This is a genomic window from Polaribacter sp. HL-MS24, from assembly GCF_032758595.1.
Classification (GTDB): Bacteria; Bacteroidota; Bacteroidia; order Flavobacteriales; family Flavobacteriaceae; genus Polaribacter.
This window is the reverse complement of the sequence record NZ_CP136415.1, coordinates 1991667-2017883: the sequence shown is the minus strand read 5'-3', so window position 1 is coordinate 2017883 and position 26217 is coordinate 1991667. Positions and strand designations below refer to the sequence as shown.

At 34.7% G+C, this 26217-nt stretch carries 23 protein-coding genes and 2 pseudogenes; 6 read left to right on the top strand and 19 right to left on the bottom strand.

Features of this window, described 5'->3' with window-relative positions:
• Positions 1-14: 14 nt before the first annotated feature.
• The 7 genes and pseudogenes from RRF69_RS09465 to RRF69_RS09435 all read right to left on the bottom strand — a co-directional run bounded on the left by RRF69_RS09465 (position 15) and on the right by RRF69_RS09435 (position 5448).
• Positions 15-191 (bottom strand): CAL67264 family membrane protein, encoded by a 177-nt coding sequence (locus RRF69_RS09465; RefSeq protein ID WP_316941131.1) that lies wholly within the window; start codon positions 189-191, stop codon positions 15-17.
• 163 nt (positions 192-354) lie between these two features.
• Entirely contained in the window at positions 355-903 is a 549-nt protein-coding gene (locus RRF69_RS09460) for a hypothetical protein (protein ID WP_316939550.1), read from the bottom strand.
• 59 nt (positions 904-962) lie between these two features.
• Positions 963-2988 (bottom strand): annotated as a pseudogene (locus tag RRF69_RS09455) (FAD-dependent oxidoreductase).
• A 132-nt stretch (positions 2989-3120) separates the two neighbouring features.
• A complete protein-coding gene (locus RRF69_RS09450) occupies positions 3121-3828 on the bottom strand; it encodes a pirin family protein (RefSeq protein ID WP_316939549.1) in 708 nt (235 codons plus the stop codon).
• A gap of 24 nt (positions 3829-3852) precedes the next feature.
• Positions 3853-4722, bottom strand: coding sequence for a pirin family protein (locus RRF69_RS09445; protein WP_316939548.1), 870 nt, complete (start codon positions 4720-4722; stop codon positions 3853-3855).
• Between the two features lie 40 nt (positions 4723-4762).
• Positions 4763-5200, bottom strand: a complete 438-nt coding sequence (locus tag RRF69_RS09440) for a MarR family winged helix-turn-helix transcriptional regulator (protein ID WP_316939547.1) — start codon at positions 5198-5200, stop codon at positions 4763-4765.
• A complete protein-coding gene (locus RRF69_RS09435; protein ID WP_316939546.1) occupies positions 5200-5448 on the bottom strand; it encodes a glutaredoxin family protein in 249 nt (82 codons plus the stop codon). The genes RRF69_RS09440 and RRF69_RS09435 overlap by 1 nt, the downstream gene beginning before the upstream one ends.
• Before the next feature lie 276 nt (positions 5449-5724).
• Here RRF69_RS09435 and RRF69_RS09430 point away from each other — a divergent pair.
• From RRF69_RS09430 to RRF69_RS09415, 4 genes and pseudogenes are all read left to right on the top strand, one after another.
• A pseudogene (locus RRF69_RS09430) lies at positions 5725-7352 on the top strand (acyl-CoA carboxylase subunit beta).
• 262 nt (positions 7353-7614) lie between these two features.
• Complete coding sequence (gene pta / locus RRF69_RS09425) at positions 7615-9708, top strand: phosphate acetyltransferase (protein ID WP_316939545.1); 2094 nt, start codon at positions 7615-7617, stop codon at positions 9706-9708.
• A 2-nt stretch (positions 9709-9710) separates the two neighbouring features.
• Positions 9711-10904, top strand: coding sequence for an acetate kinase (locus RRF69_RS09420; protein ID WP_316939544.1), 1194 nt, complete (start codon positions 9711-9713; stop codon positions 10902-10904).
• A gap of 89 nt (positions 10905-10993) precedes the next feature.
• Positions 10994-11710, top strand: coding sequence for a YebC/PmpR family DNA-binding transcriptional regulator (locus tag RRF69_RS09415; RefSeq protein ID WP_316939543.1), 717 nt, complete (start codon positions 10994-10996; stop codon positions 11708-11710).
• A gap of 8 nt (positions 11711-11718) precedes the next feature.
• On the opposite strand, the gene RRF69_RS09410 is transcribed toward RRF69_RS09415, so the two are convergent.
• Genes RRF69_RS09410 through RRF69_RS09355 form a run of 12 tightly spaced genes read right to left on the bottom strand, consistent with a single transcriptional unit; the run spans position 11719 to position 22867 of the window.
• On the bottom strand, positions 11719-12792 hold the full coding sequence (locus RRF69_RS09410) for an AMP-binding protein (RefSeq protein WP_316939542.1): 1074 nt from the start codon (positions 12790-12792) through the stop codon (positions 11719-11721).
• The gene (locus tag RRF69_RS09405) at positions 12779-13735 is read right to left on the bottom strand and encodes a CPBP family intramembrane glutamic endopeptidase (protein ID WP_316939541.1); all 957 of its coding nucleotides are present in this window, start codon (positions 13733-13735) and stop codon (positions 12779-12781) included. The genes RRF69_RS09410 and RRF69_RS09405 overlap by 14 nt, the downstream gene beginning before the upstream one ends.
• A 2-nt stretch (positions 13736-13737) precedes the next feature.
• Positions 13738-14775: an o-succinylbenzoate synthase gene (locus RRF69_RS09400; RefSeq protein WP_316939540.1), complete on the bottom strand. Its 1038-nt coding sequence runs from the start codon at positions 14773-14775 to the stop codon at positions 13738-13740.
• Between the two features lie 7 nt (positions 14776-14782).
• Positions 14783-15295 (bottom strand): SRPBCC family protein, encoded by a 513-nt coding sequence (locus RRF69_RS09395; RefSeq protein ID WP_316939539.1) that lies wholly within the window; start codon positions 15293-15295, stop codon positions 14783-14785.
• Positions 15296-15304: 9 nt separating this feature from the next.
• Positions 15305-16222, bottom strand: a complete 918-nt coding sequence (gene menA, locus RRF69_RS09390) for a 1,4-dihydroxy-2-naphthoate octaprenyltransferase (RefSeq protein WP_316939538.1) — start codon at positions 16220-16222, stop codon at positions 15305-15307.
• Positions 16213-17709 (bottom strand): PH domain-containing protein, encoded by a 1497-nt coding sequence (locus RRF69_RS09385; protein ID WP_316939537.1) that lies wholly within the window; start codon positions 17707-17709, stop codon positions 16213-16215. Before RRF69_RS09385 ends, menA begins: the two co-directional genes overlap by 10 nt.
• Positions 17702-18211, bottom strand: a complete 510-nt coding sequence (locus RRF69_RS09380; RefSeq protein ID WP_316939536.1) for a PH domain-containing protein — start codon at positions 18209-18211, stop codon at positions 17702-17704. The genes RRF69_RS09385 and RRF69_RS09380 overlap by 8 nt, the downstream gene beginning before the upstream one ends.
• Positions 18212-18215: 4 nt before the next feature.
• Complete coding sequence (locus RRF69_RS09375; protein WP_316939535.1) at positions 18216-18611, bottom strand: SPOR domain-containing protein; 396 nt, start codon at positions 18609-18611, stop codon at positions 18216-18218.
• A 2-nt stretch (positions 18612-18613) separates the two neighbouring features.
• Positions 18614-19393, bottom strand: coding sequence for a (Fe-S)-binding protein (locus tag RRF69_RS09370; RefSeq protein WP_316941130.1), 780 nt, complete (start codon positions 19391-19393; stop codon positions 18614-18616).
• A 26-nt stretch (positions 19394-19419) separates the two neighbouring features.
• Positions 19420-20736, bottom strand: coding sequence for a (Fe-S)-binding protein (locus RRF69_RS09365; protein ID WP_316939534.1), 1317 nt, complete (start codon positions 20734-20736; stop codon positions 19420-19422).
• A 41-nt stretch (positions 20737-20777) separates the two neighbouring features.
• Positions 20778-21710, bottom strand: coding sequence for an MlaD family protein (locus RRF69_RS09360; RefSeq protein WP_316939533.1), 933 nt, complete (start codon positions 21708-21710; stop codon positions 20778-20780).
• A 59-nt stretch (positions 21711-21769) separates the two neighbouring features.
• The gene (locus tag RRF69_RS09355) at positions 21770-22867 is read right to left on the bottom strand and encodes an N-acetylmuramoyl-L-alanine amidase (RefSeq protein ID WP_316939532.1); all 1098 of its coding nucleotides are present in this window, start codon (positions 22865-22867) and stop codon (positions 21770-21772) included.
• Between the two features lie 92 nt (positions 22868-22959).
• Here RRF69_RS09355 and RRF69_RS09350 point away from each other — a divergent pair, with 92 nt between their 5' ends.
• Positions 22960-25656: a putative LPS assembly protein LptD gene (locus RRF69_RS09350; RefSeq protein ID WP_316939531.1), complete on the top strand. Its 2697-nt coding sequence runs from the start codon at positions 22960-22962 to the stop codon at positions 25654-25656.
• 126 nt (positions 25657-25782) lie between these two features.
• Entirely contained in the window at positions 25783-26163 is a 381-nt protein-coding gene (locus RRF69_RS09345; RefSeq protein WP_316939530.1) for a Rid family detoxifying hydrolase, read from the top strand.
• The last annotated feature ends 54 nt before the right edge of the window (positions 26164-26217 follow it).

Here is a 26217-nt window from a genome sequence, read left to right as displayed (position 1 = left end):
ATGTTCAATATTAATTATACCCTTCCTTTTAAGGCATTAAAAACCCATGCAATTGCAAAGAAACCTGCACCAACTGCCGCAAATCCCCAACCAGAAATCTCTCTATATCGAAAAAGCCCTAAAGCGATTAAACTAATTCCAACTATAATCATTATCAACGTGGCCCAAGAGAGCACTGTATTTTTGTTCATCATTTTTGTCTATTTTTTTTGTAAAAAAAGTTAAAAACTTATATTTAAGTGGGGGTTACAAATATCGTTATTTTATTTTAATTGTTTAAATCTGAAAATAGAAACAAAAACCTAAAAGTCTTTTTGTCCTTATTGATGAGAGTGTTTTGTGGCAAATATTTTTTTAGAATCTTGAATTGGGTCTACCTCGATTACTTCTTCTATTCATATTTGAAGGAATGCTTTGGTTGTTGCTCCTAGGTCGTTCTGGCAATAGACTTCTTTTTTGATTTCTTTGGTATTTGAGCCATCGTTTATATTGTCTTTTCGACAAGATCGTTTCCAGAGCACTGTTTAATTTTTTTTCATGCACCTCGATAGAATCTCGAATTGGAAGAATAACTATTTCAATATTTTTCCTAAGTTTTCTTCCCAAATCAGGATTTCCTCTTACTTGATCTCCAACTGAATTGATTAACGTTTCAAGTTCTCTTAATTCTTGAAAATTTAAAAAAGAAATATCTTTGATCTTATTGTTATAATCAATGAGTGCCTTTCTAGTGACATTCTTTACCTGTTCCTTTTTGACTTTAATTTTCTTCGCAACCTCATCTATTTGGTAATAGAAAATATTTGCCGAATTTTCAGCATCGTATTTTAACATTTTAGGAGGTTCCTGTGCAAGTAACAAAAAACCTTGAAGTAGGAAAAGTATGAGAATATTGTTTTTCATGATAAAAATTAATTAAGGTACAAATATATTGTATCTATTTACTTTAGCTCGATAAATAGCTATAAAATTGCAGCCAATCTAGCTCCTTGACGAATCGCTCTTTTGGCGTCTAATTCGGAGGCGAAATCGGCTCCTCCAATCACATGAACACTTTTTCCAGCATCGAGAAGTGGCTGATATAACTCCCTAAAAGGAACTTGTCCCGCACAAATAACAATATGATCCACCGCTAGTACTTTGTGTTCATTATCTTGATAATAATGCAAGCCCTGATCGTCAATTTTAGTGTAGGAAACAGATCCAATAAACTGCACCTTTTTCTTTTTTAAAGAAGAACGATGAATCCAACCAGTAGTTTTTCCTAGGTTTCCGCCAAACTTACCCTTACTCCTTTTGAACATAAAAATCTCTCTTGGAGAAGGTTCAAATTCGGGTGTTATATTTTCTATTCCACTTCTAGCTTCTAAGGAGGGGTCTATTCCCCACTCTTTTAACCAAGCTTCAATATTTTGAGAAGTAGACGGTCCTTCATGTGATAAATATTCAGAAACATCAAAGCCAATTCCTCCTGCACCAATGACAGCCACTCGTTTTCCAACTGGTTTCTTCAATTTCAATACATCCAGATAACTAAGTACTTTTGGATGATGAATTCCCTCAATATCCAGAGTTCTAGGTTTGATCCCAGTAGCAATAACAATTTCATCAAAATCGAACTGTAAAAGTGCTTCATTGCTCACTCTAGTATTCAATTCAACAGTGACTTTATGCAATTCTATTTGTTTGTTGAAATACCGTAGGGTCTCGTAAAATTCTTCTTTCCTGGAATTTGTTTTGCGATGTTAAATTGTCCTCCAATTTCCGAATCTGAATCAAACAAAGTGACTAAATGCCCTCTTTGTGCAGCAATAGTAGCAGCTGCCAAACCTGCAGGCCCTGCTCCAATCACTGCAATTTTTTTGACATTTTTAGTAGGAAGATAATTGAGTTCTGTCTCATGACAGGCTCTAGGATTCACTATAGGCAACTGGCTACTTTTTGTTCAAAAACGTGATCTAAACAAGCCTGATTACAACCAATACATGTATTGATTTCATCGGACTTTTCTGCTGCGGCTTTATTTACCCATTCTGGATCTGCCAAAAAAGGCCTCGCCATCGAAATCATGTCTGCATCACCATTGGCCAAAACCTTTTCAGCCGTTTCTGGCATATTAATTCTGTTCGTTGTTATCAAAGGAATTTGAATTTCTGATTTCATTTTTTTGGTTACCCAAGTAAATGCTGCTCTAGGAACAGAAGTTGCAATGGTAGGAATACGAGATTCGTGCCATCCAATACCGGTATTGATAATCGTTGCACCTGCTTTTTCAATTTCTTTTCCCAATTGCACAACTTCTTCCCAAGAACTACCATTTTCGACCAAATCCAACATCGATAAGCGATAAATAATGATAAATTCTTTTCCGACAGCTGCTCTTGTTTGTTTGACCAATTCAATTGGCAAGCGCATTCTGTTTTTATAATCACCTCCCCAAGCATCTGTTCGTTTATTCGTTCTTTTAGCAATAAACTGGTTGATCAAATAGCCCTCAGAACCCATTATCTCTACGCCATCATACCCTGCAATCTTTGATAATTCAGCACAATTGACAAAATCTCGAATCGTTCTTTTAATTCCTGATTGAGTTAATTTGAAAGGCTTAAATGGGTTTATAGGTGCTTTTATTTTTGAAGGAGCTACAGTAAAGGGATGGTATCCATAGCGCCCCGAATGTAAGATTTGCATACAAATCTTCCCCCCTTCTTTGTGAACTGCAGCGGTAATTTTTTGATGTTGTGTTGCGTGTTTTATAGTAGACATTCTTGCTGCAAAAGGTCCAGTCCAACCTTGAATGTTCGGTGAAATTCCACCAGTAACAATGAGCCCTACACCTCCTCTGGCACGTTCTGCATAATAGGCCGCTATTTTATCAATGCCATTTTTTTCTTCTTCTAACCCCGTGTGCATAGAACCCATGAGGATTCTGTTTTTTAAGGTGGTAAACCCTAAATCTAAAGGCTCAAATATGTGCTTGTATTTCATTTTTTAGAGTTCTATTTGCTATGCATGCATAACAGTTAGCAAGATAAGTTATATTTATCAAATGAAAAAGCCAAAGAAAATGATTCTTTGGCTTGACACTATATTATTGGAGGTCGTTTTAAGTAAACTACTTTACACCATTGGAACATCAATAATCAATACTGAACTTTTTGTACGTGCTTTTAGCAATACTTTTTTCGTTTCTGAAATTCCGATAGCATCCCTTCTTTCAAGGATTTCATCCGCCACAGAAAGTTCCCCTTCCAATAAGAAAAAATAGGCGCCATTTGTAAGTTCATAATGAATCTCAAATTCTTTGTCTAAATCTATCCTAGAAATGTAGGCTTGTTGACGAATTGGCAATGAACCCTCTATCTGTTGATTAAGGGGAGAAACAAGAAATTGAAATTTATTTTTCCGACCACTTTCTGAAAACATTTTTTGGTCATAGCTAGGCTTCGCATTTTCAACTTCTGGAAAAATCCAAAGTTGTAAAAAATGGACGGCTTCAGTTTTACTATCATTAAATTCTGAATGGGTCAATCCTGTTCCTGCACTCATAACCTGAACTTCTCCAACCTCAATAGCGCGTTGATTTCCCATACTGTCTTTATGCGATAAAGTACCTGAAAGTGGGATGGAAATGATTTCCATATTTTTATGCGGATGGGTACCAAACCCCATCATGGGCTGAACAACATCATCATTCAATACACGTAACATTCCAAAGTTCATTCTTTCGAAATTTTGATAATTGGCAAAGCTAAAAGTGTGAAAAGATTTTAGCCAACCATGGTCAGCAAGTCCTCTTGAGTTTGCGTTGTGTCGTATTTTCTTCATTGTTTAATTGATTCTTAAAAATTATTAATACAAATACCCCATTTTTCCTTGCTGATAATCGCGCATTGCTTCTAAAATTTCGGTTTGGGTATTCATTACATAAGGGCCGTATTGCGTCACTTTTTCATTGATTGGAGCACCCGATAAGATCAAAAGTGTACTGCGAGTTTTTGCATTTACCTGAATGGCATTTCCATCTTGATGAAAAGTAATCATCTGATCTTCTCCCTTTTGTAAATCTTCAGTTTGATTGACCACAACAGATCCTTCCAACAAGTAAATGAGCGATTGATGACTTTCTGGAAGGTCAATTTCTAATTGTCCCTCTGCATCCAATTCTGCTGTAAAAACATTGACCGCTGTTTGAGTTTTGATCAATCCTTTTTCGCCTTTTTGATCTCCAGCAATTATATGCAGCTTTGCCTTTTGATCTTCCGAAGTAATTGTTGGAATTTGACTGGCCTCTAAATGTTGATAATTTGGAGTCATCATTTTATCCTTTGCTGGTAAATTGAGCCACAATTGAATGCCTTCCAACTCACCTCCTTTTTTTACAAACTCTTTGGTAGGTGCTTCCGCATGAATAATTCCTCTCCCTGCAGTAGTCCACTGAACTCCTCCAGCTTTGACAACCATTTCATTCCCAAGAGAATCTCTGTGGAATTGCTCTCCTTTAAAGAGCAGGGTAATCGGCTCAAAACCCCGATGAGGATGCGGTCCTAAATCGAACGGATTGTTCATTTCAGAAATTGCATATGGTCCATAATGGTGTAATAATAAAAAAGGGTCTACATTTTCTATCCCTGCTGTTGGTAATGGTTGACGCAATCGTATGGGGCCCATATTGACAAAGGGACTTGCCACTTTGTACTGAATTGTTTTTATTTTTTTCATAGTACTTGATGATGTTAAACTCAATAAATCAAACCCTTAGTTATCTGATTTTGTCCAATAAGTCACTTAATATTTTTGCTTCTTCTTTAGATAAATTATCTAAAAAAGATAAGTTTTTGTGAGTATCAATGGTGCTCAATAATTGTAATCCTGTGGGTGTAATTTTTACATAAACCACTCTTCGGTCTTGTTCACAACGGATTCTTTCAATCAATTGTTTTTCACACAGTTTGTCCATCAAACGAGTTGCATTTGGCGCACGTTCAATCATTCGATCTTTAATCAGCTGCACTTTGATCTCTTTTTTTGCTCCTCGTATTATTCTAAGAATATTGAATTGCTGGGGAGAAATTCCGTAAGGTTTGAAAAAATCGTTTTCTTTACTATTCAACCAATTGGCAGTGTATTTGATATTGATAAATGCTTTGATTTTTTCATTTTCAAATTTAGACTGAATATCTTTTGAAATATCTCCCATTATCCTTTTAACATTAAGTTTTCCATAATCTTATTAAACTCATCTGAAGTGGGCTGTAAGTACACCAAATCATCAATAAATAAGGTAGGTATTTTTACAAGTCCATTGTACAACTCTTTGGTATGAATTTTTGCCGCTTCATCTTTTAAAACATCTTTGTATTCGAAGGGAATCTCTCCCGTTCTTAAAAAATTTTTAAATGCAACAGTATGCGCGTGTCCTTGTTTTCCATATAAGCATATTTTCATGATAGCTGGTTTTAAACGTTTGACAAAAGTACAAAATCTCAATTTATTTTCCAAGGAATATATTACAGTGGAATTTAAAACATCCTATTACAATCAGGTGATTCTCGAAACAGCTCTCTATTCGTTTAACTCCGTTTGACACTTTAAAAAAACCAATCCAAAAAAGGGGAAACTTCTCACTTTTGAGAAAATAATTGAGGGTAAAGTGTTTTAAAAGAAATCCCATTTTTAAAAGACAAAAAATGATTATTTTTACTGACTCATAAATACATCCCAATGGATATTAACTTCAATAAAAACGAGGATTTTAATAAACTATTAGTTTCAGACTTGCGCAGACGTTTTGCCAAAGTGAAACTAGGTGGTGGCAAGGATCGGATTGAAAAACATCACGAAAAAGGAAAAATGACTGCTCGTGAACGAGTGGAATATCTGTTAGATGACAATTCAAAATGTATTGAAATTGGAGCATTTGCTGGTGATGATATGTACAAAGAACACGGTGGATGTCCTTCTGGAGGTGTGGTTGTGAAGATGGGCTATATCAGAGGAAAGCAATGTATTGTTGTTGCCAATGATGCTACTGTAAAAGCTGGTGCTTGGTTTCCAATCACAGGAAAGAAAAATTTAAGAGCCCAAGAAATTTCCATTGAAAATAAAATCCCAATCATTTATTTAGTCGATTCTGCAGGAGTGTATTTGCCGCTTCAAGATGAAATTTTTCCAGACAAAGAACATTTTGGTCGTATTTTTAGAAATAATGCCATCATGAGTAGTATGGGAATTACACAAATTTCTGCAGTCATGGGAAGCTGTGTAGCCGGAGGAGCTTATTTACCAATTATGAGTGATGAAGCCATCATAGTGGATAAAACGGGAAGTATTTTCTTAGCAGGTAGTTATTTGGTCAAAGCAGCAATTGGAGAAAGTATTGACAATGAAACTTTAGGCGGTGCAACTACTCATTGTGAAATTTCTGGAGTTACCGACTACAAAGCACTTGACGACAAAGACGCCTTGGATAAAATAAAACGAATCGTAGATAAAATTGGAGATTATGACAAAGCAGGTTTTAATAGATCGGAAGCTGCAGCTCCCAAAGAAAATCCAGAAGAAATTTTTGGAATATTACCTAAAGAACGAAATGCCCAATATGACATGTTGGAAATCATCAAACGTCTGGTAGACCACTCCGAATTTGATCAATACAAAGAAGGGTATGGACAAACCATTTTAACGGGTTATGGGCGTATCGATGGATGGGCTGTTGGGATTATTGCCAATCAAAGAAAATTGGTGAAAACAGCTCAAGGAGAAATGCAGTTTGGAGGAGTTATCTATAACGATTCGGCTGACAAAGCAACTCGTTTTATCGCCAATTGTAATCAAAAAAAATACCCTTAGTATTCTTGCAAGACGTAACAGGATTTATGGTCGGCAGTAAATCGGAACATGGAGGAATCATAAAAGATGGTGCCAAAATGGTAAATGCAGTAAGTAATTCAGTTGTTCCTAAATTTACCATCATTATCGGAAACTCGTACGGTGCAGGTAATTATGCGATGTGTGGAAAAGCATACGATCCAAGATTAATTGCAGCATGGCCCTCGGCACAATTGGCCGTCATGAGTGGTAACTCTGCCGCAAAAGTGCTGTTGCAAATAGAAACTGCTTCCTTAAAAAAGCGAGGCGAAGAAATTACTCCCGAAAAAGAAGCGGAATTATTCGACAACATTAAAAAACGTTATGACAATCAGATATCTCCGTATTATGCTGCCGCAAGAATTTGGACAGATGGAGTGATCGACCCACTTGACACCAGAACTTGGATTTCTATGGGAATAGAAGCTGCGAATCATGCGCCAATTGAAAAGAAATTTAATTTAGGAGTATTACAGGTGTAAGTTGGTGTTCAAAATACCTTTTAACGAGACTCCTCATTTCTACCATCGACGCTTCAATACTGAATTTATTGAATCTTACAGAGTTCTTATTGAGATGGAAGCTAAGGAAAAGGATATAGTCAATCCTCTTCCTTTTTTTTAATACAACGATCACAAACCTAGGAAATATAAAGCACTGTTTTGAAAGTTCTTAAACAATGACTAATGTCACATTTAGTCATTTTTTTATGCCTTATAATTGTATTTTAATTTTTAAATTATAATGGGCAAAGCTATTTATATTGCTACTATAGAACCCAATAGTGGCAAATCTCTCATATCATTAGGTTTATTAAGAATGATGCTCACCAAATCTTCTAAAGTTGGTTTTTTTAGACCCATCATCAATAATAGCAAAAATGAGGGGTATGACAATCACATCCATACAGCAATTCAGTTCTTTCATTTAGATATTGATTATGATGATTGTTTCGCATACGAACAAAGTGAAGTTGTAGCACTTTTTAGTGAAGGAAAATCAAATCAAGTAATTCAGAATGTAATTAAAAAGTATAAAAAACTAGAAAAAAAATACGATTATGTTCTCGTAGAAGGAACCGATTTTTCTGGTGAAGGGGGAATTACAGAATTAGATGTAAATCTGATGATTGCGAAAAACTTAGGAATTCCAGTATTAATTGTTGGTTCAGGAAATGATAAAAAGAAAAAAGAGTTCATTCATAGTATGCAATTATCGTATACCTCTTTTGTAAACAAAGAAGTCGATGTAATTGGGCTCGTTGCCAACAAAACTGAAATTGAAGAAATTGAATATATTACCAAGAAGCTAAAAAAAATCATTCCCAAGAAGGTACAAATTGACGTAATTCCAAAAGTAAATTTTTTAACATATCCCACTGTCAAAGAAATTGTTCAAAGTTTACATGGAAAGGTCATTTTTGGAGAACAATTTTTGGACAATCCAATTGGTAGTTTCAGTACAGGAGCCATGCAATTACGAAATTACCTTACCCGTATTAAAGAAAATGCACTCGTGATTACTCCTGGTGACAGAGCAGATATTATTTTGGGTGCCTTACAAGCAAATGCTTCTCGTAATTATCCCAAAATAGCAGGTATTGTTTTAACTGGAAGCCTCTTACCAGAGGAATCGATTATGAAACTTATTGAAGGCGTACAAGCAACAGTCCCTATTGTTTCTGTTGGTAGTGAAACCTTTGAAACCTCAAATAAAGTGGGTGCTGTACAACCTAAAATTTACGCTTCACATAGCAAGAAAATAATCTTATCATTAGATACTTTTGACACTTATGTAAATGTAGAAGGTTTGACTAATATGTTAACTTCATATAGCTCGGTAAAACTCACACCAAGTATGTTTCAGTACAACTTACTTCAAAAAGCAAAAACACACAAAAAACATATTGTTTTACCAGAAGGAAATGACGAACGAATTTTAAAGGCTGCCGTTCGTTTACAAATTTTGGATATCGTTAATTTAACGCTTTTAGGAGATAAAGAGAGCATTCAACAAAAGTGCAACCAAATGGGATTACAAATCGATTTGAACAAAATCCGTATTATAAATCCAGAAAACTCCATGTATAACGATGATTTTGCAACCATTCTTTTTAATGAAAGAAAACACAAGGGAATGACAGAAACCATAGCTAAAGATCTTACAAAAGATGTTTCTTATTTTGGAACTTTAATGATTTTAAGTGGATTAGCAGATGGTATGGTTTCTGGAGCCATTCATACCACCATGCACACCATAAAACCTGCTTTGCAATTAATAAAAACAACCCCAGGAGTCTCTATTGTATCCTCTGTATTTTTCATGTGTTTGCCTGATAGAGTTTCTGTAATGGGAGATTGTGCAGTAAATCCCAATCCCAATGCAGAACAATTGGCAGAAATAGCTATTTCTTCTGCACGCTCTGCTGAAGCTTTTGGTATTGAAGCCAAAGTTGCTATGTTATCCTATTCGTCTGGAAGTTCGGGAAAAGGAGAAGAAGTAGAAAAAGTAAGAAAAGCAACAAAAATTGTACAAGCTAAAAACCCAAAATTAAAAATTGAAGGCCCTCTACAATATGACGCTGCAGTGGATATATCAGTCGCAAAAACCAAAATGCCAAATTCTGAAATTGCCGGACAAGCTTCCGTTTTAATTTTCCCAGATTTAAACACAGGAAACAATACCTACAAGGCAATTCAGAGAGAAACGGGTGCATTGGCAATTGGACCAATGTTACAAGGATTAAATAAACCCGTAAATGATTTGAGCAGAGGGTGCACGGTAGATGATATTTTCAACACTGTTTTATTAACAGTAATTCAAGCTCAACAACAATAATTATGAATATTTTAGTCATAAACGCAGGCTCATCTTCTTTAAAATATCAAGTCATAGACATGCCTTCACAAAATGTAAAATGTAGGGGTTTAGTAGAAAGAATTGGAATGGAAGATGCCATTTTTACACATAAAAAGAAAGATGAAAAATATTCTGAAGTAGTTCCTATTTTAAACCACAAAATTGGTTTAGAAAAGATTGCAAGCACATTAATGGATGCAAGAATTGGAGTTATAAATACTGTCGATGAAATTATGGCTGTTGGTCATAGAGTGGTTCATGGAGGAGGTAACTATAGTAAAACTGTGGTAATTACTGATGACGTAAAAAATAATATTCGTGAATTATTCGATTTGGCACCACTCCACAATCCTGCAAATTTAACAGGAATTGAAATTGCTGAAACCATTTTTACCTCTGCAAAACAAATAGCTGTATTCGATACTGCATTTCATCAAACCATGCCTCAAAAAGCATATCAATATGCAATTCCTAAAAAATATTTTGAGACCTATAAAATTCGTGCTTATGGATTTCATGGAATCAGTCATAAATACGTTTCTGAAAAAGCAATTTCATATTTAGGTATAAAATCATCAAAAATAATAACCATTCATTTAGGAAATGGTTGTAGTATTTCTGCCATTAAAAATGGAAAAAGTATTGAAAACTCTTTGGGTTTCGGACCGATAAATGGCCTAATTATGGGAACACGTTCAGGTGATATTGATCCATCTATTATTTTCTTTTTAATGAAAAAACTGAATACATCTGCTGATGCAGTTAATGCAATTTTGCAAAAAAAGTCTGGACTCTTCGGTCTAACAGGGTTTTCAGATGTAAGAGAAATTGAAGAAAAAGCAACTATTGGAGATACAGAATGTGAAAATGCTTTACAACTAGCAGCGTACCGAATTCAAAAATATATTGGTGGATATGCTACTATTTTAAACGGATTAGATGCACTTGTTTTTACAGCTGGAATCGGAGAAAATTCAATTTTAACAAGAAAAATGGTGTGCACAAACCTCTCTTTTCTTGGAATTGAATTGGACCAAACTAAAAACCAAATTCGTTCTTCATCAATTCGGGAAATTCAAAAAGACAATGCACCTGTTAAAGTTTTAGTAATTCCTACCAATGAAGAGATTGAAATTGCCAAACAATCGTATCAACTACTACAAATGAATCCATAAGTTTATAGAACTCGTTCATAAAAAATTGTGAAACAGATTTCAAATTGATACATTTGCCTTGAGTAATTTTAATACAAAAATATTTAGAAATGGGTAGAGCATTCGAATTAAGAAAAGGACGTAAAATGAAGCGTTGGTCGGCAATGGCAAAAACCTTTACCAGAATTGGTAAAGATATTGTAATGGCGATTAAGGATGGAGGGCCAAACCCAGAAGCAAATTCACGTTTGAGAGCTGTAATGCAGAATGCAAAAGCTGCAAACATGCCCAAAGAAAACGTAGAACGTGCAATAAAAAAAGCAACAGATAAGGATACTGCTAATTATAAGGAAGTATTGTTCGAAGGCTATGCTCCTCACGGAATTGCAGTTGTTGTAGAAACGGCTACTGATAATAACAATAGAACTGTAGCAAATGTTCGATCTGCTTTTAACAAATGTGATGGAAACTTAGGAAATTCCGGTTCCGTTATTTTTATGTTTGATCATACTTGTACGTTTACCATTAAGAAAGAAGACATCACAATTGATTTGGAAGAACTAGAATTAGAACTCATTGATTTTGAAGTAGAAGAAGTTTTTGATGACGAGGAAGGAGTTATTATTTATGCTCCTTTTGAACAATTTGGTGCCATTCAAACTTTCTTTGAAGAGAGGTCTGTAGAAATTTTATCTTCAGGATTTGAGAGAATTCCAACTACTACGGTCAAGCTTAACGAAGAGCAACAAGCAGATGTAGACAAATTATTAGAAAAATTAGAAGAGGATGATGACGTTCAAAATGTCTATCATTCTATGGAAATATAAAAAAATCACTACGCCAAATCAATCAAATCCAACGTTTTTTTTCGTTGGATTTTTTGGGTCGCAGTTTCTACAAAATAGGACGTCAGATAGATCTCTTTTGGAACTTCAAACCTTGAAAGTGTTTCTAAATTTTTTATTTTTTGTTCCAAAGAATATTTAAAGGTTTTAACTTTCAAGCCTCCATATTCTACTACCAATACTAATTTTTCTCCTAATTGTTCATCAGATATTCCAGTGACAAAAAAACGCTGACTAAGAATTACAGATAGTTTTTCTTCGATTTTTTCAGGATGTAATTTAACTCCTCCAGAATTGATTACATTGTCAAAACGCCCCAACCAATCAAATTGGGTGTCTGAAATTAGATCGACTACATCATTGGTAAAAAGAATGGTATCCGCAACCTTTGGTGCATCTATCACCAAACAGTTTCGAGTGTCTTTGTAGATTCTAATATTTGGAAGTACTTTGTAAAAGGAGTGTTGAGAGCATTCTCCCAACGGAAAACGATTTAGCTGCTTCAATGCAATATGAGTACTAGTTTCAGTCATTCCATAAGTTGCGTAAACAATTGTATCAATAGTTTGTAATTGTTCCTGGAGCTCCTGAGAAACCACTCCTCCACCAACAATTAGTTTTTTCACTTGATGAATCTTATCTAAAGAATTCTGTAATTGCAAGGGCACCATTGCAGAAAAATCATAGGCTTTGTCATTGCCTTTCAACGGATTTGAATCTGCGCTGACAATGTCTAAGCTCCATCCCAAAACCATTGCGCGCACCAACATCATTTTACCAGCAATATATGCTGGAGATAAACACATCAAAGCCTTTGTATGGGGTCCTAAATCAAGTTCTTTACCGGTTGCATAGGCAGAATGAAATAACTGTTCTTTTTTTAATGAAATGCTTTTAGGAGCTCCTGTAGATCCAGAAGTATGTACTTCAATCGAAAGCGTCTTAGAAAACCAACTTTTAAAGAAAAGAGATACCTCCTCTGAAATTTCTTTGGAAAAATCAATGAGTTCATCCGAAGAAGAAAACCCTCTCCCGTTTAATTGAAAATTGTTATGCAATTTCATTATCATCAATAAATAGTGGTTTTTCTATCTTTCCAAAAAGTTTTTCTTTCCAATTTCTCCATTGGTATTTGTTTGAAAACCAGCATAACATTAATGGATACAAAATAAAAACCGGCAAAAACGTGAGAAAAGATAATGAGGGTTCTGTTTTATCTACAAATAAAGCATCGGTTTGAAAGACAGACCAATCGGTCGTAACTAAAAATGCAGCAACTATATTATTTGAGGCGTGTAAGCCCAATGCCAACTCGGTTCCTTCATCCATTAGGGTTGTAATACCGAAAAACATACCCGTTCCGATATAGAAAACCAATGCCAAATTTCCAATTTTTTCAATCTCAGGATTTGCCATATGCAGCAATCCAAATACAACCGAAGTCATTACTAAAGGAAACCACCTGTTCTTTGCCAACAACCCCAACGCTTGCATAAAATATCCTCGAAATAACAACTCTTCTGTACTTGTTTGAAAAGGAAGGAAAATTACTGAAACAAAGACGAGTGTAAAAAACGGAATCGGTTTAAAGTTCCACACATAGAGTTCTGGTTCAAAATAGATCCCAACCAAAATCAGGAAACTTGCAACTAATCCCCAAGAGAAAAAACCAAAAGAAACACGTTTCCAGTCGATTTGATTTCGAGAAGTAACAATCCATTTGAATTGTTTTTTATGAATGTATTTTACAGTAATAAACAAGCTTAAAAGTCCTACCATAAAAGTAAAAATCATTAAGAACAGAAAGAGATTCGAATTGATTCCCATTTTCATGAAATTATCATTTGCAGCTTCTTGAAGCACGCTCAAATTCCCTTCTGATTTGATAAAAGCTACAATTCCTAGAGGAATAGAACCCAATTGTGTTCCGCAAAAAACCAGAAATACCCCCAAAAGATACATCCACCAATCATTTTTCCCTTTGTAACCTGTCTCAATAAATCCCATCCTTATAATTTAAATTTCCAATTGTTCGTATTATTGTAGTGCAATGTACCCTTTTTAACTTCCAAAGGGCACTCAAAATTGTTGGTAAATAGTCCGCCTGTTCCAAGTCCTTGAGGATTCTTGTTTTTTAGGGTCGCTGTAAATTGAGCAATGGCATTCAACCCAATATTACTCTCAAGAGCGGAGGTAATCCACCAGCCGATATGATTTTTTTCAGCAAGTGCAATCCACGCTGTAGACCCAGCAAGCCCCCCAACCAAACTTGGCTTCAAAATAATATATTGAGGTTGAATAGTTTCGATCAATTCGTTCTTTTCCGTTGAAGAAAACACGCCTATTAGTTCTTCGTCTAGTGCTATTGGTAAGGGTGTTTTTGCGCATAATGCAGCCATTTCTTCAACTTGTCCTTGCTTTATGGGTTGTTCTATAGAATGCAAGTCCAACTCTGATAAGATTTGTAGTTTACCCATAGCTTCTTTTGGTGCAAAGGCACCATTTGCATCGACCCTTAGTTCAATTTCAGAAGATGAAAATTCTTTCCGAATGGATTTCAATATCTCGATTTCTGCATCAAAATTAATGGCTCCGATCTTCATTTTCAAACAAGAAAACCCTTGTACCAACTTTTCTTTTATTTGACTTTTCATAAAAGAAGAATCTCCCATCCAAATTAAACCGTTGATGGGAATAGAAGTTTGAGAAGCTGTAAATGAAGAGGGAAATAATACAAAAGGTTCCTTGCTCTGTAAGGATAAAAAAGCTTGCTCCAAGCCAAATTGAATGGATGGAAAAGAGATCAATTTCTTCAATAATTCGTCCAGTCCTAAATGGATGTTCTTACAGACCCACTGAAGAGTTTCCTCGTAATGAGGAACATCATCCATACTCAAGCCTCTAAAAAGACCTGTTTCGCCATACCCTTTATGCCCATTTTCTTCTAAAATAATAAACCAAGTTTCTTTGGTTCTCAAAATCCCTCGGGAAGTTCCACTAGGGTTTTTAAAATCAAGAGTGTATTTAGTATAACTAGCTGTTTTCAAAATAAAATTAGTTTTCTATGTAAGCTTTAAAATTATTCAAATACGTTTGATCTTGAGCTTTAAAGGTTCCTTTAAAATATGGAAATATACATGCCATAATGTATGAATCACTTCTGCAACTCGAATTTAATTGCAAGATAGTGCCCCCGTTATTTTTAGTAAAAATATACTCATTTGTTTTTAACATATTTTCTGCGTCAAAAAATATACTTACTTTTTCGTTGGGTACAAATGCGAGTATTTTTTCGGTCATAGTAATTTCTTGACCTTTGTTTTCAATAACAATTTTATAGGTCGACCCTACGCTGTATTCATTTCCTGACAAACGAGTAACAGATTGTATTTCGGGAATCCAACTTTTCCTATTTTCAATGTTTGTGAAATTTGAAAAAACTTCTGAAATAGGTTGATCCAAGGAAACATGAACCTCATAATTTGTTACTCTCACAAACAAACCCGTTGAAAAAAAAGCTAGCACTAAAAAAGTAATGAGACCTAATATGATTTTTATAGTTTTCATGGTAGTAATTTATAAAATTTGACCAATTCCAAAAAGGATTGCAAATAAGAAAGTACTCAAAGCTACTTTCTTCAACTCCCTATCCAATTCTGAAAAAAGAATGTTTTGCGCTACAACTTTTAAATTGAGAAATAAGGGAATAAAAGCAATTAAAAAGACATATTGAATGGATGAAGCATAAGTCAACTCAACATAAACAACAGCTGCTATGAAGGCAAAAATAATCAATGAAAAGTGATATACTTTTGCTTTTTGACTTCCCAACATTACAACCAATGTATTCTTATGATGCTTTTTATCTTCTATTTGATCTCTCATATTATTTAAGTTCAAAACAGCAGCACTTAACAAACCTATCGAAATTGCAGGCAAAAAAACAATCCCTTCTACTTGTTTAGTATATAAAAAATAACTCCCAACCACACTGAGCAATCCGAAAAACAAAAATACAAAAACATCGCCCAAACCACTATAGCCATAGGCCGATTTGCCCACGGTATATTTGATAGCAGAAACTATGGATACGACCCCAAAGAAAAAAAACAAAACCGAATAGCCGAAATTTTCACGTCCAAAAGCTAGGTAAATTAAAACAATTGCCAAACACAAAGTGATAGCAGAAGTCAATAACATTGCTCGTTTCATTTGCAAGGGACTAATAGCCCCTGAAGAGACCATTCTTGCTTCCCCTTTTCGGTTGTCATCGGTTCCTCTGATCCCATCCCCATAATCGTTGGCAAAATTGGATAAAACCTGAAAACCAATTGTAGTAAAAATTGCCAACCAAAAAATAGGAGACACAACGATAAAGGCTGCTGAAGAATTCACTTCACTATGATTGCCTAGAAAACTTCCAACGATAATACCAGAGACCGATAAGGGCAAGGTTCTTAAACGTGCGGCTTTGAGATAACTATTTACATCCATGATTGTCTACTTGTTTCTACTTTGAATAAAGTATCGTTATAAATTTTATACGCGTCTTCTTCTTTCAAACAAGGAATGCGTATTTTTCCAGCGGCTGTTTGAAAAACAAGATCAATCACCTTGTATTTTGCTTGAAAAATTGACTGTTTCAATTTGATATTTTGAACTTTAAAGAAAGGTAAATAGGTATGGTGCGTTTCAATACTTCCAGAACCAATCACAATAATATCTTTTGTACAAAAGTAATATTGTTTCTGATATTTTAAGTGAATCCATCCAATTAAAAGAGGCAATACTAACGCATTCAACCAAAACAATGGATGCAACTCAAAACGAACGTACAGCAATACATTCAAGACCAAAAAAAAGGTTCCAGTAAACATGTATAGTCTTTTTTTATAGTAGTGGTCAGAGAGTTTTTTTAGTGGATTTTCAAAGGCTTCATTTGGAAACAATAATTTTTTTATTGCGCCAACCTGTTCCTTTTTACACCCTATAATCTTAATGATTTTATCTTGTTTTTTTTTTGTTTTCCCGCTAATTGCTTGTTTAAAAGTAATGAATGAAATCCCTAATTTCTTTTTTATAGGATTGTCTGAAATGGTAATATGCTGCACCTTTTCTTTCTTTAAAATGACCGAGCTTTTAGTGGTCAATCCCTGATCAATTTCTAAGGCATTATGTTGAATAAAAACCGTTAAATTGAAATGTCTAAAATAGACTCGAACCATTGAACTGATAACTGAAATTACTAGAAATAGGACAAGCAAACCAATAATAACAAGAATATTGGTTCCAGAGAAACTTGTTTCTTCAATATAGAAATCCATTAATTCGCGCTCCCCCATGCCACCAAAAAGTTCTGTGATTTGTTGATAAACCCCAATTAAAATGGCGAGTAAAAGCAAGAAGCTTTGTAGGTGATTTTCCGTAAGACTCACCTTTATCAGTTGTGAAAGACTAATTTTCAATAAGGGTTTTTGTTTCGATATGTTTTCAATATCTGAAGTTCGAGAAGTATTTGAGCTAAGACTTTGTTTTAATGCATTTGCATCGCTAAAAGACAATGCTTTGATCGATATTTCTGCTTTGCTCGAACCCGCTGTCTCAATATTGACTTCAAAAACATTGATGAGTTGTTGTACAATATTTTGTTTAAATTTAATGTTCTGAATCCGATCAAATGGAATGGAGGTATTCGTCTTTTTTAGAATGCCTCTTTGTAAAATAAAATGCTGATCTTCAATTTTGAATTGAAAATTCTTAAAGATCAGTAACGATCTAAAAAATAAAAACAGTAACAAACAGGCAATACCCAAATAAATCAGACCAAGTTGGCTATCAGAAATCTTAGAGAATTTTTGAAGAAAGAAGAAAAGGAAAATCCATAAAACTTTAAGAGATTTGTACAATGCATTCAAATAAATAATCAGAATCCCTTTTTTTGATTGTCTGCTAAACTGATGGAAGAGCTCTTTGTTATCCATCTATTTGTGAACTGATAAAATCATTTATTTGATCGGCTTCTTCTTTTAAAAGTCCACGAATCTTTAAGTCATCACTGCTATCTCCAGCCGTAAAAACACTCAAAGAAACCAAATGGAACATTCGAGTAAAAGGGCCTTGATCTATTTCTACATGCTGAATTCTGTTAAAAGGAACAGTCGTCAGTTTTTTAAATAACAATCCACTTTTGTAAGAGAGATCTTTTTCTCTAACAATGTACTTTCTTGTTTTAAAACTTATTATTTTAAGAAAAAAAATCACCGCAAAAAGAGCTGTAATAATGATATAAATTGCAAAAGAAAACTCACTTACTTCAAAAAGTTCATTTGAATCTAAAAAAAAAACAAGCCCTAATGTCAACAAAAAAACAAAAGTGATATTTAATAAAATTACTTTTAAATAAGACTTTTGAATTGGCTTAAAAACCACTTCAAAAATAGTTGGAAATGTGTTGATGACACTGTTTTGGAAAGAATCCGACATAGAATTAGTCTTGTATCGCTTCTGTGATCGAAATAGGAACTCCATTTCGCAAGGCTTGTACAAATGCGCCTTGATAACTTCCTAATAGTTGTCTTCTATAGGAACGAGCTTCTTTATAGCTCTCAAAATCTCCCAATCGATACTTGATCAGTGAGTTTTCTTGAGTAATCGTAACATTCTTTAGCTTCGCTAAAATTGCATTTGAATTTTTCAAAGCGGCAATTTGAACTTTAAAAATGATTTGATCATTTTGTACAACTTCATTTTCACTCTCTTTTTGATCAGTAGAAACAATACTGTCTACTACTTGAATAGGAGTTGTAGGGGTTTCTTTTACGCTCGCAGTTTTCGTGCACGAAAAAATAAAAGTTCCCAAAATAAATAAGAAAATCTGTTTCATAATTATAAATTATTAGCTTCTATGATTAACTCAGCGATGTCTTTTACCACAACTTCGCTTTCTTTTTCTTTGAATTTAATTCCGTCTGTCATCATGGTATTGCAGTAAGGACAGCCCGTTGCAATAATTTGAGGTTGAGTAGCCAAAGCATCTTCTGTTCGTAAAACATTGATTTCCTTGTTTCCTTTTTCAGCATCCTTAAACATTTGCGCCCCCCCTGCTCCACAGCATAGTGCGGTTTCTTTGTGACGTTTCATTTCCGTTAGATTCACACCCAACCTTCGAATAAGATCTCTTGGAGACTCATAAACTTCATTGGCTCTTCCTAAATAACAGGGATCATGGAAAGTAACTCTTTTTCCTTTTAGGGGTGTCTTGTCGACTTCTAAACGACCTTCAGCGATTAATTGCTGGATAAATTGTGTATGATGAAAAACCTCGTATTTTCCTCCTAATCCCGGATATTCATTTTTTAGGGTATTGAATGAATGCGGGTCACATGTCACTATTTTTTTTACTTCATATCCATTTAAAACCTCAATGTTCATCAATGCTTGCATCTGGAATAAAAATTCATTTCCAGCTCTTTTTGCGGCATCTCCTGTTGAGGATTCTTCTGTTCCTAATACAGCAAAATCTACTTTTGCAGAATGCAAAATTTTAACAAATGCTCTGGAGATTTTTTTTGCTCGGTCGTCATAACTTCCTGCTGCTCCCACCCAAAACAAAACTTCGGGTTGCTTGCCTTGTGCCATCATTTCTGCCATTGTAGGTACTACCATCATCTATGTTATTTTGAAGTTTTCGTTTACTCTTCTTTAGTCCAGTTCAATCGATCTTGCTGATTGTATTGCCAAGGTGCACCATTGTTTTCTACATTGGTCATCATCATATTCAATTCTTGTGGTGCTGCACTTTGCTCCATGACCAAATATTTTCTCATATCCATAATAATCGATAATGGGTCAATACTTACTGGACATTCTTCAACGCAGGCATTACAACTGGTACAAGCCCAAAGCTCTTCTGGTGTGATATAATCGTTTAATAATTGTTTTCCATCATCTACAAAAGATCCTTTATTTAAATCGATATTCCGTCCAACTTCTTCCAAACGATCTCTCGTTTTCATCATGATATTTCGTGGAGAAAGCTCTTTTCCTGTGAGACTTGCTGGACATGCTGAAGTACATCTTCCACATTCGGTGCAAGTGTAGGAGTTCAACAATTGTACCCAGCTCAAATCAGCTACATCAGAAGCTCCAAATTTTTCAGGAACTTCCTCTTCAGTCCCTTCTTCCGGAGCTGCATAGGGATCTGCTGAAGGATCCATCATCAATTTCACTTCCTTGGTGACCGCTTCTGAATTCGGGAATTGTCCCTTTGGATTTAGATTTCCAAAATAGGTATTAGGGAAGGCTAATAAAATGTGTAAGTGTTTGGAATAAAATAGATAATTTAAAAACACTAAAATACCCGTAATATGAAACCACCAAGCTGTTCGTTCAATTGCATGTAGCGTTGCTGCGGAATAATTTTCAAAAATCGGTGCTACATATTGACTGACGATATTTCCAATGCCTGCTTCTTGAAAAGGAGTGTCTGTGGCATTCATGATAAGGAACAAAGACATCAATACCATTTCGAAGTATAGAATTAAATTTCCATCTCTTTTAGGCCAACCTTTCATTTCCTTACTCAAAAATCGTTGAATGTTTGATACATTTCTCCGCAACCAAAAAATGATTACAACCACAAAAACCAAGGTTGCTAAAACCTCAAATACCCCAATTAAAAAACCATAAAATTCATTCCCCAAGAGAGGTTGAAAGATTCTATGAGTTCCAAATAAGCCGTCAATAATAATTTCTAAAACTTCAATATTAATGATCACAAAACCGACATAGACTATGATGTGTAAAAAACCTGAAAAAGGTCTTTTGACCATTTTAGACTGCCCAAGGGCAATCATTGCCATGTTTTTGAATCGTTGCTTTTTATTATCTGTTCTGTTAACGGATTTTCCTAACTTGATATTTCTAAAAATCTTTCGAATATTCATTACGAAAAAACCAATCCCGACAAATAACAAAACTCCAAAAAGAACATTAGAAATATAATTCATATCGTAGATTATTGATTGGTTTTGTTTTCCAAATTATTCTCCTAGTTGTAAGGTGTCGCCTTTTTGCCAAATAGTGAAAAATGAACAAAACGTTTTGGATTGAGTTTTACTTCCCTGAGCAATTGCTCTAATTCTTTAGAAACATTGGTCAAATTGGTATACATCGCATCATCATTGATAAACTTTCCTAATGACCCTTTCCCTTGATCTATTCCTTCTAATAGCGAATTGACAGTTGCTAAGGTAAGCTCGGCATCTCTCAAAATCTTTCCGATATCTGCACTCACAAGAGTGTCGGTCACATTGGCTAAATTCTGTGTAAGGTATTTTGTATTTCTTACAGTTTCTTTTAAGTCTAATGAAGTAGCATCCATAATTCCATTGACCGATTGAATGGTTTTACGCAGATCTGCAATGGTATACTCAATCGTTTTGACCGATTTCTTAACACTTAAAATTGTTTTGGCATCTAGGATGGTATTGACATTCTTAAATAATGAATCGGCACTTACAATAACGTGTTCTAATTTTGTTTGAATAGGGTCTAAACGTTCACCGATAGAAGTAAACAAACTCGATTCAATCTCACCTTTTAAAACATCTCCAGAAATGGCGTTTTCTCCAATATAACTAGGAACAATTGCTAAATTAGATCCTCCCAAAGGGCTAGGAGAATAGATTTTTACAACACTATTTTTTGAAAATTGAAAATCACTCTCCATAGAAAAAAGGACAATTAAGTCTCCTCTTTTTGTAGAATCTGGGTTGAATAAAATTTTATCTACCTTTCCTACTTTCAATCCATTAATGGTGACTAAACTGGATTTACTCAAACCCGCAATATTGGAATATTCTACTCGAAACTGACGACTGTTGGGTTGAAAGATATTTTCTCCTTTTAAAAAGTTATACCCCCATACAAAGAGTACAATCACAATAATAGCTACAATTCCAGTTTTTAATTCTTTTGACATATTTTTTTTCTTGTTCTTTTAACAAAAATACTGATTATTTTGCTGCGAATGTGTTAAAATCACTCGATATTCTGAGCTTGTTTCAAAGTGATTTTCACTCCATTTTTAAAAGCTACAATAAAGGCGGATTTATATCCTTTCCTCTTTGCCAACCGCAAAGAATTCTTAGCTTCTTTCAAAAGACTTGAAGCTCCATAATAGTATTTATATGAGGCCCCTACTTGTATTCTTTCAACATTTTTTAGTCCCCTAAAATTATACGATTTGGGAGCAATTTTATTTTTACCCGAAGCTATTTGAACTTTATACTCTAGTCGCGTTTCTTTATTTGTATCAGGAACATCATTCACCTCATCAATGGTGTTGATTTTCAGTTGATTGATGTATTTTTTAATCGCTTCAGCAATTGTAGATGAAAATGCTTTTTGTCCTTTTGTAGAATTTAAATACCGTCCTTCTTGTTTGTTTGTTAAAAAACCCAACTCAATCAAAACACTAGGCATAATGGTTTCTCGTAAAACTTGGAAGTTATCTTGCTTTACTTTTCGATCCAAACGTTTTAATTTCTTGGAAAAATTGGTCTGAATTAAGCTCGCAATATTTAAACTTTTATCTAAATTTTCTTCTTGTAAAAGTGACAAACCTATCATCGATTCGGCAGAATTGGGGTCAAATCCTTTATAACGTTGTTGATAATTGTCCTCCAAGAGAATTACAGCATTTTCTCTTTTGGCAATTTCTAAGTTTTTTTTATTTCCACGGATTCCTAAAACAAAAGTTCCTGCTCCGTAAGCATTCGAGGTGTGTGAATCGCAATGAATGGAAACGAATAAATCGGCCTTTGCTTGGTTGGCGACATCCCCTCTTTTCCACAAATCAATAAAAACATCTCTATCTCTTGTATAAACAACTTTAATCGCATTCTCTTCCTCCAAAAGTTCTCCTACCCCTAAAGCTACTTTTAAGGCAATGTTCTTTTCTTTAAAGCCATTCCCCATATTTCCCGGATCTTTTCCTCCATGTCCTGCATCCAAGACGACTACATACTTTTTTTGAGCATGAAGACCTGAAGAATAGACAAGCGAAAAACAAATGATAACTAAAAATAGTGTTTTTTTAGTTTTGGCAATAAATTTGTTGTGTAGTAGAAAATTCATCAATAAAATTTAACTAATTTTGGCAGCTGTAAGTTTGATGCTTCAAACATTAATCCTACTTTTACCATGATACAAAAATAGCATTTATAGCTTTGCAATCAAACCGATCATACATTCTTTTATTTTTCTCTCTTTTCCTATACCAGATAGGGCATGCTCAGAAGGTTCAGGAGCAAAAGGAACGAGATATCTCTTCGATTCGAATTGATACTGCAAAAACCATCCAGCGAAACACTTCTTTAGACATCAAAAACGATACCCTTTTTACAAAAAAAGCAGATACCAGTCGGATAGATTCGATCAAACCTAAGGAAACCATCGAAGACATTATTACACATGATGCAAAAGATTACACCATCCAAAACGCTAAAGACAAAACATTAACGCTTTATAACGAAGCGGTCTTAATTTATGGCGAAATTGATTTAAAAGCAGGTCTTATTGTTGTAGATTACGAAAAAGAGACCTTATTTGCAAAGGGAATTTTAGACAGTACGGGCTATAGTCAACGTCCCTATTTTAAACAAGGAAGTGAAGAAACTGAACAAGATTCTTTACTGTACAATTTCAAAAGTAAAAGAGCCTTAATTTATGGTTTAAAAACCAAGCAGGGAGAAATGTTTACCTATGGAAAAAAAACAAAACGAGTAAATGATTCTACAATTTATGTCCGAAACATTCGGTTTACCACTTCTGATAAAAAAGAGAAGCCTGATTATTATATCACTACTGACAAAGCAAAACTCATTCCTGGTAAAAAAATAATAGTTGGAACTAGTAACTTGGTCATTGCAGATATTCCAACACCGTTGTTTTTACCTTTTGCCTATTTTCCCCTAGGTGAAAAAAGTGTTTCTGGTTTTTTAATCCCTGCGCTTGACACGGGAAGTTCAAACAGAGGTATTGGTTTGCAAAACGGAGGGTATTATTTCGCTATTAATGATTATGCAGATTTAGCCCTTAGAGGAGATGTATATTCCAATGGTAGCTGGGGCTTACGAGCACTTTCAAACTACAATTTAAAATATCGATTTAGCGGAAGTTTTAATTTAAGTTTTGAAAACAATATACAAGGAATTCGGGGTTTTGACACCTACAACAAAGCTAGCAATTTCAATGTACGATGGAGTCATTCTCAAGATGCAAAAGCGAGTCCAAACTCTAGGTTTACAGCATCTGTAAACGTAGGAAGTAGCCGTTTTTTTAGAGAATCATTAAACGAATTCAATACCTCACAATTTTTAACCAACACATTCAACTCATCCATAAGTTACTCAAAAACATTTGTAGGCACACCGTTCAATCTTTCTACCTCGGCAACCCATTCTCAGAATACCAATAACCAGTCTGTGAATATGACCTTCCCCTCTGTCAACCTTACCATGTCTAAGATTTTTCCTTTTGAAGGAAAAGGGGGAGTAAAGAAAAATCCATTTCAGAAAATGGGATTTGACTACGCGATGCAAGGAGAGTATCGAATTAGTACAACTGAAGATGAATTCTTTACAGCAGCAATGTTTAAGTCGGCGCGCTCTGGAGTAAAACACAGAACAGGAACCAGTACAAACATCAAAGTTTTGAAACATTTCACCTTGTCACCTAATATTTCGTATCAAGAAACTTGGAATTTCAAGTACCTTCAAAAAACATACAACCAAGACACTCAGGAGGTCATCACTGATACTATTAGTGGTTTTAAATCCTTTCGAGAATACAATACAGGGGTTAGTCTTTCTTTTGCAAGATATGGAACCTTTAAATTCAAAAAAGGGCGTCTCAAGGCAATTCGACATACGGTGCGTCCTTCCATTTCTTACAATTACACTCCTGACTTTGCGGATAAATACAATCAACAAGTACAGCAAAGTGAAGATCCTTTAGATTTGGGTGTCTATTCTCCTTTTGACAACAATGTTGGGTTGTATGGAAAACCCAATGCTGGATTGAGTAATGCAATTGGAATCACCTTAAACAATGTCGTTGAGGCAAAAGTGGCACCCAAAGATCCAGAAAGTGATGAAGAAGACAAAAAGATATCAATCTTAAACAACTTGAATTTTAGCTCATCATACAATATAGCGGCAGATAGTTTGCGCTGGAGTAATGTAAGTATGAGTGCAGGTACGCGCCTTTTTAATGATAAGATGGCTGTCAACTTTAACGCTTCATTAAACCCTTATCAACTAAATGATGATGGGAATCGGATTGATAAATTCAATGCCTCTATTTTTCGACTAGAGAGAGCTAACTTAACAGCGAACTATAGTTTGTCTAGTGCTGATTTCAAGAAAGAGGAGGACTCCAAAAAAGGTGACAAAAAAGGAAATGGAGCTCAAGTTACCCCTGACTTACTGGGCGAAGGAATGAATCCCTCCAATCGATTTTCTCAAACGGGAGTCAACCGAGGAGATCCAAAAAAGGAGGATGTACAAGCTAACCTCTACAAAGCAAGCATCCCTTGGACAATCAATTTAGCTTATTCTGCAGCCTATGCAAATAACGGAATAACACCCGGTGAAATAAAATCACACTCAATAATGTTTAGTGGAAATTTAGAACTATCTCCAAAATGGAAAGTAGGATATTCATCTGGATACGACGTAAAAGGAGGTGCTTTTACCTTCTCTCGATTTAACTTTGCTCGAGATTTAGACAGTTGGCAATTTAATTTTAACTGGGTTCCTTTTGGAAATATATCTTCATACACTTTCTTTATCGGTGTAAAATCAACCGTATTACAAGATTTGAAATGGGATAAAAACAAGCCACCAGATAGGAGACTTTTTTAGGATGCTTTAGACAGTTGGCAGTAAGCAGGAGGCAGTAGGCAGTAGGCAGTCTTCTATTATTATTATTATTTTGAATTTAAAACTTTAATTTTTATAAATCTTTACACTTTAGAAACTCATACACTTATGAAAAAAATTATTACAACTTCAAAAGCACCTGCACCTATAGGTCCATATAATCAAGCTGTATTAAGCGGAAACACTTTATACACTTCAGGACAGATTGCCATAGACCCTTCAACAGGAGCATTGGTCCTCGAAAACATCAAGGCAGAAACCAAACAGGTAATGGAAAATATGAAAGCTGTTTTAGAAGCTGCAGAAATGACCTTTGAAAACGTCATTAAAACATCTATATTTATTTCTGATATGCATAATTTTGGCGAAATCAATGCTGTTTATGGCACTTATTTTAACGAAGCAACTGCACCCGCAAGAGAAACTGTAGAAGTTGCTAACTTACCAAAATTTGTCAATGTTGAAATTAGCATGATTGCCGTAAAATAATTATTAGAAACTCTTGAAAAATAAAAAAACCTGATAGAAATGAATCTATCAGGT

What these genes read in the sequence shown, in the direction of transcription:
- RRF69_RS09465 (WP_316941131.1), bottom strand. Translation starts at nt 191, where the DNA reads ATGAACAAAAATACAGTGCTCTCTTGGGCCACGTTGATAATGATTATA.
- RRF69_RS09460 (WP_316939550.1), bottom strand. Translation starts at nt 903, where the DNA reads ATGAAAAACAATATTCTCATACTTTTCCTACTTCAAGGTTTTTTGTTA.
- RRF69_RS09450 (WP_316939549.1), bottom strand. Translation starts at nt 3,828, where the DNA reads ATGAAGAAAATACGACACAACGCAAACTCAAGAGGACTTGCTGACCAT.
- RRF69_RS09445 (WP_316939548.1), bottom strand. Translation starts at nt 4,722, where the DNA reads ATGAAAAAAATAAAAACAATTCAGTACAAAGTGGCAAGTCCCTTTGTC.
- RRF69_RS09440 (WP_316939547.1), bottom strand. Translation starts at nt 5,200, where the DNA reads ATGGGAGATATTTCAAAAGATATTCAGTCTAAATTTGAAAATGAAAAA.
- RRF69_RS09435 (WP_316939546.1), bottom strand. Translation starts at nt 5,448, where the DNA reads ATGAAAATATGCTTATATGGAAAACAAGGACACGCGCATACTGTTGCA.
- pta (WP_316939545.1), top strand. Translation starts at nt 7,615, where the DNA reads ATGGGCAAAGCTATTTATATTGCTACTATAGAACCCAATAGTGGCAAA.
- RRF69_RS09420 (WP_316939544.1), top strand. Translation starts at nt 9,711, where the DNA reads ATGAATATTTTAGTCATAAACGCAGGCTCATCTTCTTTAAAATATCAA.
- RRF69_RS09415 (WP_316939543.1), top strand. Translation starts at nt 10,994, where the DNA reads ATGGGTAGAGCATTCGAATTAAGAAAAGGACGTAAAATGAAGCGTTGG.
- RRF69_RS09410 (WP_316939542.1), bottom strand. Translation starts at nt 12,792, where the DNA reads ATGAAATTGCATAACAATTTTCAATTAAACGGGAGAGGGTTTTCTTCT.
- RRF69_RS09405 (WP_316939541.1), bottom strand. Translation starts at nt 13,735, where the DNA reads ATGGGATTTATTGAGACAGGTTACAAAGGGAAAAATGATTGGTGGATG.
- RRF69_RS09395 (WP_316939539.1), bottom strand. Translation starts at nt 15,295, where the DNA reads ATGAAAACTATAAAAATCATATTAGGTCTCATTACTTTTTTAGTGCTA.
- menA (WP_316939538.1), bottom strand. Translation starts at nt 16,222, where the DNA reads ATGGATGTAAATAGTTATCTCAAAGCCGCACGTTTAAGAACCTTGCCC.
- RRF69_RS09385 (WP_316939537.1), bottom strand. Translation starts at nt 17,709, where the DNA reads ATGGATAACAAAGAGCTCTTCCATCAGTTTAGCAGACAATCAAAAAAA.
- RRF69_RS09380 (WP_316939536.1), bottom strand. Translation starts at nt 18,211, where the DNA reads ATGTCGGATTCTTTCCAAAACAGTGTCATCAACACATTTCCAACTATT.
- RRF69_RS09375 (WP_316939535.1), bottom strand. Translation starts at nt 18,611, where the DNA reads ATGAAACAGATTTTCTTATTTATTTTGGGAACTTTTATTTTTTCGTGC.
- RRF69_RS09370 (WP_316941130.1), bottom strand. Translation starts at nt 19,393, where the DNA reads ATGGTAGTACCTACAATGGCAGAAATGATGGCACAAGGCAAGCAACCC.
- RRF69_RS09365 (WP_316939534.1), bottom strand. Translation starts at nt 20,736, where the DNA reads ATGAATTATATTTCTAATGTTCTTTTTGGAGTTTTGTTATTTGTCGGG.
- RRF69_RS09360 (WP_316939533.1), bottom strand. Translation starts at nt 21,710, where the DNA reads ATGTCAAAAGAATTAAAAACTGGAATTGTAGCTATTATTGTGATTGTA.
- RRF69_RS09355 (WP_316939532.1), bottom strand. Translation starts at nt 22,867, where the DNA reads ATGAATTTTCTACTACACAACAAATTTATTGCCAAAACTAAAAAAACA.
- RRF69_RS09345 (WP_316939530.1), top strand. Translation starts at nt 25,783, where the DNA reads ATGAAAAAAATTATTACAACTTCAAAAGCACCTGCACCTATAGGTCCA.